The 16,942-nt window shown below is 39.3% G+C and carries 11 protein-coding genes and 2 tRNA genes; 3 read left to right on the forward strand and 10 right to left on the reverse strand.

The annotated features are described in order from the left end of the window. Window positions 1-164: 164 nt before the first annotated feature. The gene (locus tag IAE20_RS16425; protein ID WP_200482682.1) at window positions 165-800 is read right to left on the reverse strand and encodes a YitT family protein; all 636 of its coding nucleotides are present in this window, start codon (window positions 798-800) and stop codon (window positions 165-167) included. Continuing rightward, window positions 797-1,273, reverse strand: a complete 477-nt coding sequence (locus tag IAE20_RS16430; RefSeq protein WP_200460808.1) for an Lrp/AsnC family transcriptional regulator — start codon at window positions 1,271-1,273, stop codon at window positions 797-799. Before IAE20_RS16430 ends, IAE20_RS16425 begins: the two co-directional genes overlap by 4 nt. A gap of 394 nt (window positions 1,274-1,667) precedes the next feature. On the opposite strand from IAE20_RS16430, the gene IAE20_RS16435 reads away from it, so the two are divergent. Then, a tRNA-Asn gene (locus IAE20_RS16435) sits at window positions 1,668-1,743 on the forward strand. A gap of 149 nt (window positions 1,744-1,892) precedes the next feature. On the opposite strand, the gene glnA is transcribed toward IAE20_RS16435, so the two are convergent. Continuing rightward, a complete protein-coding gene (glnA, locus tag IAE20_RS16440) occupies window positions 1,893-3,302 on the reverse strand; it encodes a type I glutamate--ammonia ligase (protein ID WP_200482681.1) in 1,410 nt (469 codons plus the stop codon). 909 nt (window positions 3,303-4,211) lie between these two features. Beyond that, the gene (locus IAE20_RS16445; protein WP_200460810.1) at window positions 4,212-4,427 is read right to left on the reverse strand and encodes a cold-shock protein; all 216 of its coding nucleotides are present in this window, start codon (window positions 4,425-4,427) and stop codon (window positions 4,212-4,214) included. 412 nt (window positions 4,428-4,839) lie between these two features. On the opposite strand from IAE20_RS16445, the gene IAE20_RS16450 reads away from it, so the two are divergent. Further along, a tRNA-Glu gene (locus IAE20_RS16450) sits at window positions 4,840-4,915 on the forward strand. Window positions 4,916-4,995: 80 nt separating this feature from the next. On the opposite strand, the gene IAE20_RS16455 is transcribed toward IAE20_RS16450, so the two are convergent. From IAE20_RS16455 to IAE20_RS16480, 6 genes are all read right to left on the reverse strand, one after another. Further along, complete coding sequence (locus IAE20_RS16455) at window positions 4,996-6,240, reverse strand: NADH:flavin oxidoreductase/NADH oxidase family protein (protein ID WP_200482680.1); 1,245 nt, start codon at window positions 6,238-6,240, stop codon at window positions 4,996-4,998. Between the two features lie 111 nt (window positions 6,241-6,351). Then, a complete protein-coding gene (locus IAE20_RS16460; RefSeq protein WP_200482703.1) occupies window positions 6,352-7,950 on the reverse strand; it encodes an ABC transporter ATP-binding protein in 1,599 nt (532 codons plus the stop codon). After that, entirely contained in the window at window positions 7,925-8,938 is a 1,014-nt protein-coding gene (locus IAE20_RS16465) for an ABC transporter permease (protein ID WP_200482679.1), read from the reverse strand. Before IAE20_RS16465 ends, IAE20_RS16460 begins: the two co-directional genes overlap by 26 nt. Beyond that, on the reverse strand, window positions 8,938-10,011 hold the full coding sequence (gene yejB / locus IAE20_RS16470; protein ID WP_200482678.1) for a microcin C ABC transporter permease YejB: 1,074 nt from the start codon (window positions 10,009-10,011) through the stop codon (window positions 8,938-8,940). The genes IAE20_RS16465 and yejB overlap by 1 nt, the downstream gene beginning before the upstream one ends. Window positions 10,012-10,041: 30 nt before the next feature. Beyond that, window positions 10,042-11,871, reverse strand: coding sequence for an extracellular solute-binding protein (locus IAE20_RS16475; RefSeq protein ID WP_227611108.1), 1,830 nt, complete (start codon window positions 11,869-11,871; stop codon window positions 10,042-10,044). 61 nt (window positions 11,872-11,932) lie between these two features. Further along, window positions 11,933-15,181: a LysM peptidoglycan-binding domain-containing protein gene (locus IAE20_RS16480; protein WP_200482676.1), complete on the reverse strand. Its 3,249-nt coding sequence runs from the start codon at window positions 15,179-15,181 to the stop codon at window positions 11,933-11,935. A 212-nt stretch (window positions 15,182-15,393) separates the two neighbouring features. On the opposite strand from IAE20_RS16480, the gene dnaQ reads away from it, so the two are divergent. After that, on the forward strand, window positions 15,394-16,785 hold the full coding sequence (gene dnaQ, locus IAE20_RS16485; RefSeq protein WP_200460816.1) for a DNA polymerase III subunit epsilon: 1,392 nt from the start codon (window positions 15,394-15,396) through the stop codon (window positions 16,783-16,785). Window positions 16,786-16,942 lie beyond the last annotated feature (157 nt).

The following is a 16,942-nucleotide window of genomic DNA, read 5'->3' on the forward strand; positions in this document are numbered from 1 at the left end:
ACGGACTGTTAATCCGCAGGTCCCTGGTTCGAGCCCAGGTGGGAGAGCCAAGATTCAAAAAGGCCTACATATTTTATGTAGGCCTTTTTATTTATGTTTTCTTGGTCTGTACACCTTATAAAACATTCAGTTTCATTCTCTGCTGTTTTTAGTTTTCACCAGACTTAAGCTACGTAGCGATCAGGACGATGATTGAGCGCCAATATCAAGTTGAGTATAACTGCTCCTAAAATAGAAATGGCAAGCAAAGGCCAACTCACGAATGCAATCGAAGCCAGTAGAATGCTAATATCTAAACCCATCTGAGTCTTGCCTGCGGGAATCCCGTAACGCTCTTGAATAAATAAAACCAATAAGTTAAAACCACCCAAACTCGAACGATGGCGAAACAAAATCAGGAAACCTAACCCCATTAATACATTGGCTAAAATTGTGGCATACAAGGGGGTTAAACCATCAACATGAATAAAATAAGGATGCAATTCGGTTAAAATGGAAAGTAAACCTACAGCTAGAAAAGTTTTAATCACCATAGGTATCCCCAAGCGTTTGTAGGCTAAGTAGTAAAATGGAATATTAATCAAGAAAAAAACCAAACCAAATTTTAGTCCGGTCGCATAATGAATAAGTAATGACAAACCTGCTGTCCCACCCGTGAGCGTCCCCGCTTGCTGCATGAGCATCATGCCAAATGAAATAATAAAAGTAGCAATGATCATCGCAAGACCATCTTCTATATAGGAATGAGGTCTCATTTTGATCTCTGCATTTGCATTTAGGTCAGCAGTCATATTGGTCATGCGTTTTCCACATTCATCATTTGATAATTTTCTTTAATGCGCTCAAGTACAATGGATGTATGACAATTACTGACACCAATTTTTAGCGTGGTCAGCTTATTGATCAATTGACTCATTTCATTTAAATCACGCACCATTACTTTCAGCAAATAATCAAAATTTCCAGTCAGTTTATACACTTCACGAATCATATTTTCATGCTTCACAAAATCCAGAAATCTGTTTAGCACTTCATCACTATACTGAAGCAGCTTGATTTCAATCATTCCCATAATCGGCTGTAATTCTGCATCGGGATGCAGTTGAGCGTAGTAGCCCTGAATCATGCCATTTTGCTCTAACGCAATTCGACGACGGGAACACTGTGAAGTCGATAAACCAATGATTTCAGCTAGTTCTTGATTGCTTAACCGACCATTACACTGCAATTGCTGCAAGATTTTAAGATCATATTCATCAAGTGACTCATTCATATCAGGCCATTACCCCATTGAAATTTATTGTTTTTTCGATTAAATTTAATTCAAGCTTAAGGAAAAGAACAATAACGTGGTTGATACTAGAATTAGGCTTGAATAATAACCGCTTAGAGCAACAAAATGCAATAAAAGTGCATTTAAAATATTTATATGCAATAAAAATTCAAGTTTTATAAAATAACAATCAAATATTGCATTTATTAATTATATTTTTACACTCTCATCTTTCTGGTTAATATTTGAATTAAGCACCCAACTTAAGAAAGTCTGCATCAGATAGGAAGTATAAAGACTTGCTTACTTTTAAATCATTCAAACTTTATTTAATAATTTCAGTTTATTAAAGCTTGACCAAAATCAAATTGCCTCTTAGAATCCTATTCCAGATTCTCCCATAGCTCAGTCGGTAGAGCGACGGACTGTTAATCCGCAGGTCCCTGGTTCGAGCCCAGGTGGGAGAGCCAAATACAAAAAAGCCCGCAGCACTAAAGTGGGCTTTTTTTATATTTAAAATTAGATATCTGAGGGTCAATCTTAAAAGTTCCCGCCCCAATCTTCTAAAATTAGCAAATAAAAAAGCTCGCATACAGCGAGCTTTTTTATTTAAAATGTATTACAAGCTGTAGTACATATCAAATTCAACTGGGTGGGTCGTTGTATTTAAACGGCGCACGTCTTCAGTTTTCAGTTCGATATAAGCATCTAACATCTCTTTAGTGAATACACCGCCTTTTAACAGGAACTCGTGATCCGCTTGAAGTGCTTCAAGAGCCATATCTAGGCTATGAGCAACTGTAGGGATTTTTGCTTCTTCTTCAGGAGGAAGATCATACAAGTTCTTATCAGCTGCTTCGCCCGGATGGATTTTATTTTGAATACCATCAATACCAGCCATTAACAATGCTGCAAAGCCCAAATACGGGTTCATCATTGGATCTGGGAAACGAGCTTCAATACGCTTGCCTTTCGGGCTAGAAACGTAAGGAATACGGATAGATGCTGAACGGTTACGTGCTGAGTAAGCAAGCATGATTGGTGCTTCGAAATGAGGAACCAAACGTTTATAAGAGTTTGTAGATGGGTTTGTGATCGCATTTAATGCACGCGCGTGCTTAATGATACCACCGATGAAGTAAAGTGCCATTTCTGACAAACCAGCATATTCATCACCAGCAAATAGGTTTTTGCCATCTTTAGAGATAGACATATGAACGTGCATACCAGAACCATTATCACCCACCATTGGTTTAGGCATAAAAGTTGCTGTTTTAGCGTATTGATGCGCAACATTCCAAACTGCATATTTGAATTGTTGTACTTCGTCAGCTTTGCGAACCATCGTATTAAAACTTACACCAATTTCTAATTGGCAAGATGCAACTTCATGGTGATGCACTTCAACACGGCCTGGCCCCATGATATCTTCAATTTTTGCACACATCTCTGCACGCATATCTTGTGAAGAATCAACTGGTGGAACTGGGAAATAACCACCTTTAACACGTGGACGGTGACCAGAGTTACCCGCTTCATAGTCCTTACCTGTTGACCATGCAGCTTCTTCAGCAATAAGTGTATGACGAGCACCAGACATGTCAATGTCCCATTTCACTTCGTCAAATACAAAAAATTCTGGTTCTGGACCAAAGAATGCTGTATCACCAATGCCCGTTGATTTTAAATATTCTTCTGCACGACGAGCGATCGAACGTGGGTCACGTTCATAACCTTGACCAGTTGAAGGCTCAATTACGTCACAAGTCACAACTACTGTTGGTTCAGCGAAGAACGGGTCGATGAAACCCGTTTCTGCATCTGGACGTAAAATCATGTCAGATGCTTCAATGCCTTTCCAGCCTGCAATTGAAGAACCGTCGAACATTTTACCGTCTTCAAATGTATCTTCATCAATTGAATCTGCTGGATAAGTAACGTGCTGCTCTTTACCTTTAGTATCCGTAAAGCGAAAATCGACCCATTTAGCGCCACTTTCTCTGATGAGTTCGAGGACCTTGTTCGCCATGCTCTGTATGCTCCAATGAAGTTTTATTGCACTTGTGAAGTGCGTGTTAGTCGTTGGCTGATATTAAGCAATTCCCATACCAACTTTTAAGGACTATTCTAATTTATTGAATTCCTTAGCAGAATATTAAAAAAGAATTCTGTACCCCGTGACTATTATACTGTGTGCAATTTTAATTGCACCATATTCAGACATTTTCATTTTTGCAAAATTTTCTTCACAAAATTATGAACCATGTTGGTGCGTTTTTGTATTTATGGCCTAATGCGGTGCATAAACGCGGGCTAGATTGTTCTCAATATGATTATTCTGTCTAAAATAACTACATTATTGGTGTTAGAATGACAGCATGAAGCACATGACAGTCTCTTCATTTAATCTCTCTTTTATTTTGATTTGAACAAAAGCCATTGTGACAGTCGAATCAATTAGTCAACTGTTGATAACGTTACTTGATATTGCACTGCTTTATAGCATAAACGCGATCATCATCGGTGTGTTAAATCCCAATGCCTTAAAATGCTGTTGGCTCAAAACATTTAATGTATTACGACAGCCTTTTGTTTTCTAAGGATTTTTAAATTCAGTTCATTTACTTTACATCCTTCAAGAAACTTTTCATTTTAGCCATGATCAATTCATTGATGCTGACAGCTTTCTTTTATTTTTTCAGGATTTGAATCTACCTGTAAACCTGATTTTTTATTTTTCTTTACTGCAAATGATCAAGCTTATTTGCAAATTTATTATTCCCAATAGTCCTACATTAGCTATTTTTGCTGCGTGCTCTATCTAGCTATTTTGGTCTACTTTTTTTTGAAAATTTAGTGAAATATTAAGGTGAAACCGTAATTCTAAAATTAAAAAACCCACAACTTATTGTGGGTTTTTAACAACTAAATCTATAACTTAGTTATTTTGCACAACAGTAATATTACTTGCTTGAAGGCCTTTTTTACCTTGTACAATAGCAAATTCTACACGTTGACCTTCGAGTAGGGTTTTAAAACCTGAATTTGAAATTTCGCTATAATGTGCAAATACGTCTTCGCCAGAATCTGCCTGAATGAAACCAAAACCTTTAGTTTCATTGAACCATTTAACTGTACCGGTATTATTTGACATAACATAATCCTCTATTTTTTAAACACATTGATCCAACATGGAATTAACTCAAAAAATAAACAATGAAACTAAAATATCTAAAACAAACGAAGGATTATGAATAAAACTGCGAAATGAGAGATTTACTGAAACAAAGCTATTTTTGCTCAATATACTATACAGGCTTCATTTAAATTTGCAATAATCAATACGATGTTCTTGTAAAAAAACAACACCTACAAAATAGTCTGCTTCACTAAACCTATTGCTGTAGGCAATATAATTAAAAAAACTCCTGCTCCTTTGATGCTTTGTTCAATTAACGCCTCTCATTGTTCTAAATTTAAGCACTTATTTTATTTTGCCCTTTTTTAGTCTAAAAATCATTTGACACCCCCTGTAAATCACCCTAATATACGCCCACCTACTAAACGTCCCTATCGTCTAGAGGCCTAGGACATCGCCCTTTCACGGCGGTAACCGGGGTTCGAATCCCCGTAGGGACGCCAGATTCTAAAAAGCCACTACATTATGATAGTGGCTTTTTTATTGATATAAAAAGGGATTCTTATGAATCCCCTTGTGTATTTTATGCAGACTTACGGGAGTTCACCTGACCTTTAATTACAGCTTTGATATTACCTTTAGCATAATTTAAAAACACGAGAAGCGGAGACAGTTTTGGATTTGGTTTCTTACCTTTTCCAATGCTTCTGAACTGCGCTGCATACCAAATAATTTCCATAATTGCCATTTTATCAACAAATGCCAACCCAGTTTTAATAGGTTTTACCGCATATTTGACATCTTGACCAGCAATCAAACGATTAGCTAAATCAGTTTCTACTGCAAATGGTCGCGCAATCCCGATAAAATCACAGGCTCCACTTTCTAAAGCAGCATTCATACCCGCAACTGTTCGAAAGCCCCCCGTCACCATAAGCTTACATTTCACTTGCTGACGAATTTGCTCTGCAAAATCTAGAAAATATGCTTCACGGGCAATTGTACTGGCTTTACGTTTTTCAGCCTTAACTCCTGCCATTGCTGGTGCTTCATAAGTCCCCCCAGATATTTCAATTAGATCAATTCCGGCTGCATCAATCGCTTTAAATACTGTAATGACATCTTCTTCACTAATACCACCACGCTGAAAGTCAGCAGAGTTTAGTTTAACTGAAATAATAAAGTTTTCTGAGGTCGCCTCACGCACTGCTTTATAGATTTCAAGCAGGAAACGCATACGATTTTCAATAGAACCTCCCCATTGATCTTGACGTTTATTGGTCAATGGCGATAGAAACTGGCTAATGAGATAACCATGTGCACCATGTAATTGTACGCCTTCGAATCCAGCTTTTTCACAGATGCTTGCAGCTTTGGCAAAACGTTGAATAATATCTAGAATTTCATCATTTTGAAGCTCACGAGGCGTTCCAAACATGGTCGCTAGCATAGGACTAAACGGCACAGCTGATGGAGCAACCGTTTCTTTATTCAAGCCTTTAGGACACTGACGTCCTGGATGGGATAACTGGATGAGTTGTACCATCCCATATTGTTTGCCAATATCAGCCCATTTTTTTAGTTCTACCAGATCTCGTTCACTTTCAGCGACAACCACCCCAGGTTCGTTTTTGGCACGAATATCCACCATTACATTGCCCGTAATGGCACAGCCCAAACCACCTTTAGCCCACGCTTCATAAAGCCCAAGATGCAACTGATTTGGCTGTCCTGCATCATTGGCAAGTGCTTCACTCATCGCACCTTTAATCAAACGATTTTTAAAAGTGATAGTTCTGATTTGAATTGAATCGGCAATCTGTGTCATGTTTTTCTCTTTAAACAAATTAGATCAATTACTCTAATTTAAATTGAAAAATTAGTGAGAGTCATCTTTTTTACAAATTGACAATATCATATGTCAATTATATGCAAAAGCTTAATATTGACTTGCTGCAATTAACTGGCGTGTGTACTCCTTTTGAGGAGATAAAAAAAGTTGTTCAGTATTTTGATATTCAACAACTTTTGCATGACGTAGCACCAGAACTTTTTGACACAGTGCGCGGACGACTTGTAAGTCATGACTAATAAATAAATAGCTTAACTGTTGTTCTTGTTGCAAACGCCGTAATAACTGCACAATTGAACGTTGTGTAGTACGATCCAATGCGGAAGTTGGCTCATCCAATATAATAAGTTTAGGTTTTAAAATTAATGCACGTGCCAAAGCTATGCGCTGTCGTTGACCACCTGATAATTCGTGTGGGTAACGGTGTTTAAATTCGATAGGTAATTCAACTTTGACTAACGTATCATCAATCAAGTCTTCAATTTCATTAACTTTAAGTTGTTTTAGAATTAATCCTTCACCAATAATCTGTGCAACTGTCATACGCGGATTTAAGCTACTAAAAGGATCTTGAAATACAATTTGGAAATTGGTGCGTAATGGCCGTAGTTGACTTTCTTTTAATTGATTTAAATCTCTACCCAGTAAAATAATTTTTCCTTCACTTTCAATCAATCTGGTTACTGCAAGTGCAAGTGTGGTTTTACCCGAACCACTCTCTCCCACAATTCCAATCGATTCTCCCTGATTGAGGGCTAAATCCATAGGCTCTAAAGCAATGACATACTCCTTTATACGATTAAGCAAGCCCTGTTTAATCGGAAATTTGATCCCTAACTGTTGCAACTGAAGGAGTGGTTGTTCGGGGTTTATACATAATGCTTGACCAAAATCATGATTAAGCAAATGCTGTGTGTAAGTGGTTTTTGGATGATTGAAAACATCCTCTATCTGGCCTTGCTCTTCAACGCGACCTTTATTCATCACAATCACGTCATCGGCATAACGTTTCACCAAATTCAAATCATGGCTAATGAGAATCATTGCCATATTTCGTTTTTGTTGCAATGTCTTAAGTAGATTCAGAATTTGTGCTTGTAAAGTAACATCCAGTGCGGTCGTTGGCTCATCAGCAATTAAAATATCCGGCTCTTGAGCCAATGCCATAGCAATCATAACCCTCTGTCTCTGACCACCCGATAATTCATGAGGATAACGTCTCAGCTTACTTTCAGGTTCAGGGATGCCAACATCATGGAGTAATTCAATAACACGAGACCGAACATGCTGCTTTGACTCTCCTTGTAAAAGTAAGGTTTCACCTACAATTTTTTCTACTCGATGCAAAGGATTTAATGCAGTCATGGGTTCCTGAAAAATCATGGCAATTTTTTTCCCACGAATCTTTCGATATTGCTCTTGATTGAGATGCAATATATTCTGCCCCTCAAATATAGCTTGACCCTGTATTTTTAAATTTGGAGATAACAACCCCAATAAAGCCAGACTACTTATTGATTTTCCTGACCCACTTTCCCCCACAATCGCTAGAGTTGCCCCCTGTTTGAGTTCAAAATCCAAGTGTTGAACTAATGTAAGACCTACTTCATTTTCAATATGTAGACCATTTACTTTCAGGCAGATCGTTTGCTGTGTTTGATTATTGTTGTCTTGGATCGAATGCATCACGCGTCGCCTCCCCAACATAGATAAGAAGAGATAACACGAGAGCCAAACTAAAAAACCCTGATAGCGCTAACCACGGCGCGGTTAAATTGTTTTTGCCCTGTAACAATAACTCACCTAACGAAGCAGCATCAGGAGGTAAACCATAGCCTAGAAAGTCAAGTGCCGTCAGTGCGGTAATGTTTGCAGTTAGCATAAAAGGAAGCTGCGATAAACTTGAACTCATGGCATTAGGTAAAATATGTCGAAACATAATGGTTCGATCTTTTACCCCTAAAGCACGTGCTGCACGTACATAATCGAAATTTCTCGCCCGCAAAAACTCTGCACGAACCAGTCCAACCAAAGCTGGCCAGTCAAAGAGCAACATAATCAGAAATAGCCAGTACACATTTGGAGTAAACATGCTCACTAAAACCATCACCATAAATAGCATGGGTAAACCGCCCCATACCTCAAGGATTCGCTGACCAATAAGATCAATCCAACCGCCATAATACCCTTGTATCGCCCCCACAATAATCCCAATTACCGCAGCAAAGAAGGTTAAAGCAAAACCAAATATCAACGATACCCGTAATCCATAAAGAATACGAGCCAGTACATCTCGGCCTTGATCATCTGTCCCCAGCCAGTTTTGCTGGCTTGGAGGAGATGGCACGGGCACAGCAAGGTCAAGGTTTGGGGTCTGGTAGGCAAATGGAATCAGCGGCCAAATTGCCCAGCCTTTATCATCGATCAGCTTTTGCACAGCAGGATCTTTATAATCTGCTTCTGTTTCAAATATTCCGCCGAAAGTCGTTTCAGGGTAGGATTTTATAACAGGGAAATAATATGCTTGATCATATTTGACTAAAATTGGTTTATCGTTAGCAATAAACTCAGCACCAAGTGATAAAATAAAAACAAGTACAAATAAAACGAAACAGCTAAAACCCAACCGATTTTGTTTAAAGCGTTTAAAACGAGCCTGCATCATTGGGGACATTATTTTGCTCCCCGAGATTCAAAGTTAATTCGTGGATCAATTACCTGATATAGCACATCGCTGATCAGTCTTAAAATAAGACCCAGTAAGGTAAATAAAAATAATGTACCAAAAATCACCGGATAATCGCGCTGAGTAATTGCTTCAAAACCTAATAATCCAATGCCATCCAGATTAAAAATGATTTCAATAAATAAATTACCCACAAAGAAAATGCCAATCAAAGCTTCGGGCAAGCCTGCTATCACAATCAGCATAGCATTACGAAATACATGACCATAGAGAACCCGATTTTCAGTCAAGCCTTTTGAACGTGCTGCCAGTACATATTGCTTATTTAATTCTTCCATAAACGAGTATTTAGTCAGATAAGTTAAACCTGCAAAACCACCTAAAACCATCGTCAGTAAGGGCAATGTCATGTGCCAAAAGTAATCTTTGACTTTATCAATAAAACTTAAGCTTTGGAAATTTTCAGATACCAAACCCTGCAAAGGAAACCAGTGAAAATAGGAACCACCCGCAAAGAATACAATCAGCAGTACACCAAATACAAAAGTTGGTACAGCATATCCCACAGCTAGCAACATGGAAGTTGATTTGTCAAAAAACAAACCGTGCTGTTTAGCCTTACGAATTCCTAAAGGAATCGAAACCAAATAGATCAGCAAGGTGCTCCATAATCCTAATGAGATAGTCACTGGCAATTTTTCATATAAAAGCTGGGTAACGGGTTTATCTTTAAAGAAACTAGTACCAAAATCTAGCGTTACATAACCTTTTAACATCAGCCAAAAACGTTCTGGGGCTGATTTATCAAAACCATATTGGGCCTTAATCTGCTCAATCATTTCGGGGCTTAAGCCCCGGGCCCCTTGATAGGATCGATCAGAAGCAACGCTTACTGTTTCACCGCCCCCAGTATTATTGATGCCCTGAAAAGTTTCAGCCTGATGAATGGCCTGCTCAACAGGCCCACCCGGAGCAATCTGAACCACTAAAAAATTAATGAGTAAAATCAGAAATAGAGTTGGAATAATGAGTAAAAGTCGCTTGATAATATAGGTGCCCATATTTTGGTTCCGTTGGCGTCTTTTGATTATTTATTGTCTGCGCAAATAGTTTGCAACAGCTTGAGCTTTTTTGGAATTTGACCACCAGTAGTCCAATCCTACCGAAATCTGGGGTAAGGTTTGCGGATGCTCATACATATCCCAATAGGCATACCAGTTTTCACCTTTGCCATAGGTTAAGATTTGATAATATCCTGCACGCAATAAACGATCCAACACTTTAGTATTGACAATCAACTCTTCGCGACTAGAGGATTTCACCAATTTCTGAATCACCGCGTCAATGACAGGATCTTTAATTCCTGCAAAATTATAATTACCTACCTGATCTGCAGCAGAACTGCTCCAAAATTGAAATTGCTCATTACCTGGGGTCAAAGACTGTGGCATTGCCAAAGTAGTCAAATCAAAGTCATTACGGCGCATACGTTCCAAATACTGTGGTACATCCACTTGTCGAATGGATACTGTAATGCCCAAACGTTTAAGATTTCGCACCAATGGCATTAATGTACGCTGTAATCCATCTTGATGGATTAATAATTCAAACTGAATCGGGTTACCCTGATGATCACGTAATTGGCCTGCTTTTACGGTATAACCTGCATTAATCAATAACTGACGCGCTGTGAGTAAATTGTTACGGTTAAAACCACTGCCGTCACTGGCAGGATATTTCCAGTCGGATAATACCCCTTGTTTTACAATTGGATTTAATTTGGACAAATAGGGCTGTAACACTTTAAGTTCTTCTGCTGAAGGTTTGCCTGTCGCTTCCAATTCACTATTATCAAAATGACTTTGTAAGCGTCGATATTTTCCATAAAACAACGCTTTATTTTGCCATTCAAAATCATAGGCATAACTTATAGCACGACGAAATTGAATATCATTAAGTGGCGCACGCCTTGTATTCAGCACAATACTCTGCATGGTCATGGGATTACGATGTTTAAACTCAAATTTTTTGACCATTTTGTTGTTCATAGCTGGAAAATTATAAGCTGTTACCCACTTTCTAGCAGTAAATTCCTCTTGCCATGTATATTGCCCTGATTTGAATCCTTCAAATGCGATATCCATATTGCGATAATAGACATATTTCAGGCGATCAAAATTATAACGCCCACGATTGACTGCTAAATCCCTGCCCCAATACTCTGGATTACGCTTATAAGTAATGCTACGTCCCGCATCTATACGATCAATCAGATACGGTCCCGAACCTAGAATCGGTTCCATGGTGACACGGCTAAAATCTTTATTCTGCCAATCTTTTTTTGAATAAATAGGGAGTGTCGCTAAAATCAACGGCATTTCAGCATTGTTGTCAGACTTAAAACTGAATTTCACCTGATACTTAGATAACACTTGGGTTTTAGCTAGATCGGCTATGTACATCTGCAAACCCGGATTGGACTTGGTCTGATATGTATCGAAGCTAAATTTAACATCTTCTGCTGTGACAGGTTGTCCATTGCTAAACTTTGCTTTTGGGTTTAGATCAAAAATAACAAAATTAGTATGTTCGGGATCAAACGTTGCGGTTTTTGCCAAAAGTGGATACATCACCGCAGGCTCATCCAGTGAAGGTGACATCAGAGAGTCAAATATGAAATTTACTCCATCCGTAGAGCTTCCTTTGCCATTCATACTATTGAGGTTGTCAAAAGTACCATTGCTATATTGACTTAGCATTCCACCTTTAGGAGCCAATGGATTGGCATAAGGCATATGGCTCAATCCACTATATTTTGCTTTAGAATGAATTGCGATATATGGCGTTGTCTGTACAGCAGCATTTACGGCACTGCAATAAAAAGTAACTGCAAATACAGTACTTTTTATTGCGTTATTCATCATTTTGCTCTTTCTGCTTTGTAAGCTTCGTCCTGAAATAAAATCCATCAGCCGGTACAACTTATAAGTTTGGAACTTTAATTACATCGCCTATACGTAGCTGCGCGTTTTGTTTCAGGTCATTGAGATCTGCTAATTCTGCAATAGCCATACCAAACTTGCTCGCTAAACCAATCAACGTGTCGCCACGTTTTACCGTATATTCTGTAATGGTTTTTGGAATTTTCAAAGACTGTCCACGCTGTAATGAAGCACGCGCATTGAGATTATTTAAATCTGCCAGATCTTTTGCAGTCATACCTAAACGGCTGGCAATACTATTTAATGATTCGCCGGATTTAACCGTATAAGCTTCAGTATTTCCCGATGCCTTGGTTTTCGTTGTACTTTTTGGACTCTCATCTTTGGCTATTTCTGCTTTAGGAAAATCACCCGATATTTTTAGCTTTTGCCCAACACGTACATTTGAGTTACGAGTTAGACCATTTAAAGCAGCCAGATAATTTAACTGAAGATGATAGCGACTTGCGATATTCGCCAGTGTTTCACCAGATTTAACCGTATGTGTATCTGGTGCAGTCTCTTGTAACTCGACTTTAGCTGAAGGTGAGATTTCGCCGGTTAGTTTTAAACGCTGTCCTACACGTAAACCTGCACTACGACTTAAACCATTCAATTCAGCAAGATCAGAAAGCTCTAAATCAAATTTACTCGCTACACTATTCAAGCTATCCCCAGATTGAACTGTATATTGTTCAGGAATGCTAGAACCTGCTGGAATCTTCAAAACTTGTCCCACACGCACGCCACTATTCGCAGCAATACTATTTAAGCTTGCCAATTCAGCCAGCGTAATTTTTGATTTACCTGCAATACTGGATAAAGTATCGCCACGCTGCACTTGATAATTTTCAGTTTTAATCTGATTCACTGTTTTGCTGTTACGTGTATCCTTATCCTTTGGATCAGGTTTATCATCGTCACGCGCAGTTACTTCATGCAATGGTACATTAATTTTTTGACCCACATATAAGCTACTGCTCGCAGTCAATCCCGAAGTTAAATCAGCCAATTCCTGATTAGATAAGGCATAACGATCTGCGATCAGCTTTAAATATTCACCACGTTTTACCGTATAAGATTTTGTTGCGACGCGGGTCGTTTTAGTGTCACTTTTCGCATCAGTATTTCGACTCGATCCAGAGTTATGCGCTGTACCATTCTCTTTAACTAATAGCTTTTGTCCCACAAATAAACCACTGGTCACCGACAAATTATTGTAATCTGCCAACTGTTTAACACTTAAACCAAACTGATCAGCGACACCCGTTAAACTATCATTGGCTTTAACCGTATAAATTTCAGTTTTCGTATCGGGTTTGCTGGCTACAGATCGATCTATAGTTTGTGGTTTTGCATCATATAAATATAAAGATGCACCAACAAATAACGTGTTATTTGGATCAATCTGGTTCCATTTTGCGATATCGCGCCAGCTCACACCATTTTTGGTCGCAATAATAGCTAAAGTATCTCCGGGCTGAACGGTATATGTTGAACGTTTTCCTGAAGGCTGCACTACGACAATATCAGTATCGGTTTTTATATAAGGCTTATCCTTATTATTTTGTGCTTCATAGCTATCAGCATTTACAGTTTCAGCTACAGCTTTAGGATATGCAAAGCCCTTCGTCACTTCTTTGCCTTCACTATCAGCAACCGACTGACTGGTTTGAATCGCAGTTAACCTGATTTTGCCATCATAAGGATCAACAATTTCAGTACCTTTCGGCGCAATTGCTTTTAACTCAGCAACTACTTGATCTTTTTCAGCTTGCGTCGGCTGTGGCTCTAAAGCCTGATTAACTGTTTCCTTAACCCCTTCCTGTTTGACCAATGTCACAATTTGTTCACGCTCAGCCTTGGAAATAGGTGGTTCTGCATTGACAGCTTTGACATTGCTTGCTGGTGTAACAGCCACAGGAATACGTGGCGCACTTGGAATGTCGGCACTTGCAGCAAACGCGGCTAACTCATCTGCATCACGTGGTGTAGTTTTTAATGGGCGGGTGATCGCCGAAATAACATTACTGCCCGTTGAGGGACGACTCACACTATTAGCAGTCATGACAGGAGGTGTAGTACGACTTGGGCTGATCGCTTGGGTTGCACCACGAGTTGAGGTATTAACCGTTACATTAGCATTTGGTGTAGGGGCAGTATTATTACTCGCCCAGAACCCAGATGAGGATGTTTTTAATGCTTTAAGCTTGGCATCAACCGATGGATTGACATCTGCTGGAATTAGGATACGCATTGGGCTTTCTGGGTCAATACGTTCCCCACGATAGCCTGGATTGAGTGCATATAATTCCGCACGACTTAAACCTGTTAAAGAAGCAATTTGATTCAAATCGACCGGTGCGCTCAAAGTGATTTCACGAAAGTGTGGACGATTCGCGATAGGAGGCAAATTTACATTATAGGCTTTTGGATTTTTAATAATTTGAGCAACTGCCAGAAAACGCGGCACATAGTTCATGGTTTCCTGCGGCAATTTAAGCGACCAATAATCCGTTGGCAAACCCGCAGCCTGATTTCGATTGATCGCCTGCTGAATACGACCAGGGCCAGCATTGTAAGCCGCTAAAGCCAATTCCCACGAGCCAAACTGATTATACAAACTCCCTAAAAACTCATAGGCTGCACGAGTTGATTCCACGACATCACGGCGTCCATCATACTGGCTGGTTTGTTTTAAACCATAAATACGCCCTGTACTTGGAATAAACTGCCACAATCCTGCTGCTGCTGCACTACTGGTTGCTGCTGGATCGTATGAACTTTCAATCACGGGCAGTAATGCCAGTTCAGTTGGAATACCGCGACGTTCTGCTTCTTTCACGGTGTGATATAAATAACGACTGGCACGTGCACTTAAACGATCCAAATACGGCTGACGTGAAATAAACCAGCTACGCTGTGCCTCAATACGTGGATCCCAGTGATTTAAATCCATTTTAAAACCGACGGTCATACGCTTCCAGACATCACCGTGTTTTAAAATCAATAAGCGATCCCCTTCAACCGCACGCATATCTGTTGCAGAAAGTAAATCTTCAAGTGAATCCAGACTGCTGGCATCCAAATACCCTGATCCAACCTGTTTTGTCGTATTTGTTTTTGCAGTCTGTGGAGTTGAGGAACAGCCAGTGGTTAGACCCAATGCTGCCAAAGCAGAAGCCAATATCGTAATTTTAAAAAGTGATGCTGCGGGAAATTGCCACACCATATTGGTCGGTTTATACATAAAATGTTCCAAACAACTCGCGTAAAGTTTAATTCTTTGATATGCCATTGTAGTGAAGCATGTCGCTTAGACAAGGCAATAATTTAACGTGATTTGCGTGGAAATGTTACAAGAAATTAAAAAAAACAGTCAATCCAAAGTTCGTAAACCATGATTTGCATATACAATACGGGAAGTTAAGTTCATTTTTTTCAATTTTTAGGTTTTATATGATGTCACAAACAATCACACTCTATGTTGATGGTGCCTGTAAAGGTAATCCTGGCCTAGGTGGTTGGGGAGCCTATATTATTACTCAAGAAAGTGAACATAAACTTTATGGTGGTGAAGCTGAAACAACCAACAACCGCATGGAACTGACGGCTGCTATTGAAGGTGTTTCCTTTTGCCCAATTGATGCGAAACTTATCATTTGGACAGATTCAAATTATGTCAAACAAGGCATCACTGAGTGGATTCATGGCTGGAAAAAGAAAAATTGGAAAGATGTAAAAAATCCTGATCTTTGGCAGCGACTCGATAAAGTTTGCACAGAACGTGACATCGAATGGAACTGGATTAAAGGTCATGCAGGTCATGCTGGCAATGAAATGGCCGATCAACTGGCCAATTTAGGAGTGCTGCAACCTGAAAAGCAACATGTTGTTGTTCCTCAATCTGAATGGATTGGACATCAACTTTCGTCGATACAAGCAAAAAAAAAATCTGAAAATGACTGGCTACTCGATGACCCCTTTGGATTAGACATACCCGATGATCAATTTGACAGTGAAAGCCTGCCAGAAGATGAAAATGCCAATGAATTGAACAATATCGTTGAAATTAAAGAAACTATATCGATGAGTGAAACCCAAGAACACGTCAAAAATCATCCGCATATTGTGACTACAGCAGCAACCTTACACATCCAAGGTCCGCGCCAACTTATTCTAGATACGGAAACCACAGGTTTTTATTTTCAGGATGGCGATCGCATTATTGAGGTCGGTGCGATTGAAATGATCAATCGTAAATTAACCGGTAGCTCTATTCATATTTATATTAATCCGGAAAAGCCTGTAGGCGAGTCTGAAAATATTCACGGCATTAGCGATGATTTCCTAAAAGACAAACCAAAATATGCAGAAATTGCTGACGTACTATTTGATTATCTCAAAGGTGCAGAAATTATCGCACACAATGCAACGTTCGATATGAACTTCCTTGATACCGAGTTCAAGCGTGTTGGTTTGCCTACGCTCTCAGAAGTATGTGACGTTACCGATACCCTCGCTCTTGCCAAAAGTAAGCATCCCGGGCAAAAAAACTCATTAGATGCATTGGTGAGACGTTACGATATTCCTGCACGGGATCGTACCTTCCACGGCGCGTTACTGGATGCTGAAATTCTATCGGATGTTTATCTGGCCATGACGGGTGGACAGGTGTCTTTTGATATGGATGCCCTCTCACAACATGAAAATCATGGACAAAAAAGTGGCAGACAACGTGTTCAAATTGATCTTCCTGTCATTTTACCTGAACCAGAAGAACTGGAACGACATGAGACGTGGGTCAAACAATTTGAAGAAAAACAGGGTAAGGCATGCTTTTTTGCCAAATAAAATTCGCGTAAAGCTCTGCTTTTAGTATTCCAAGCCCTAAAAGTTCAGTTATATTAGTTTATAAATAATGTGCTGATGATCAGAGTCTATTAACCGAATCATCCATAACTTGGAAATAAATAACATACAGCATTATTTGTGGGGATAAATGCGTATG

The sequence above is a fragment of the Acinetobacter sp. S54 genome (assembly GCF_016624945.1).
In the GTDB taxonomy this organism is placed as follows: Bacteria; Pseudomonadota; Gammaproteobacteria; order Pseudomonadales; family Moraxellaceae; genus Acinetobacter.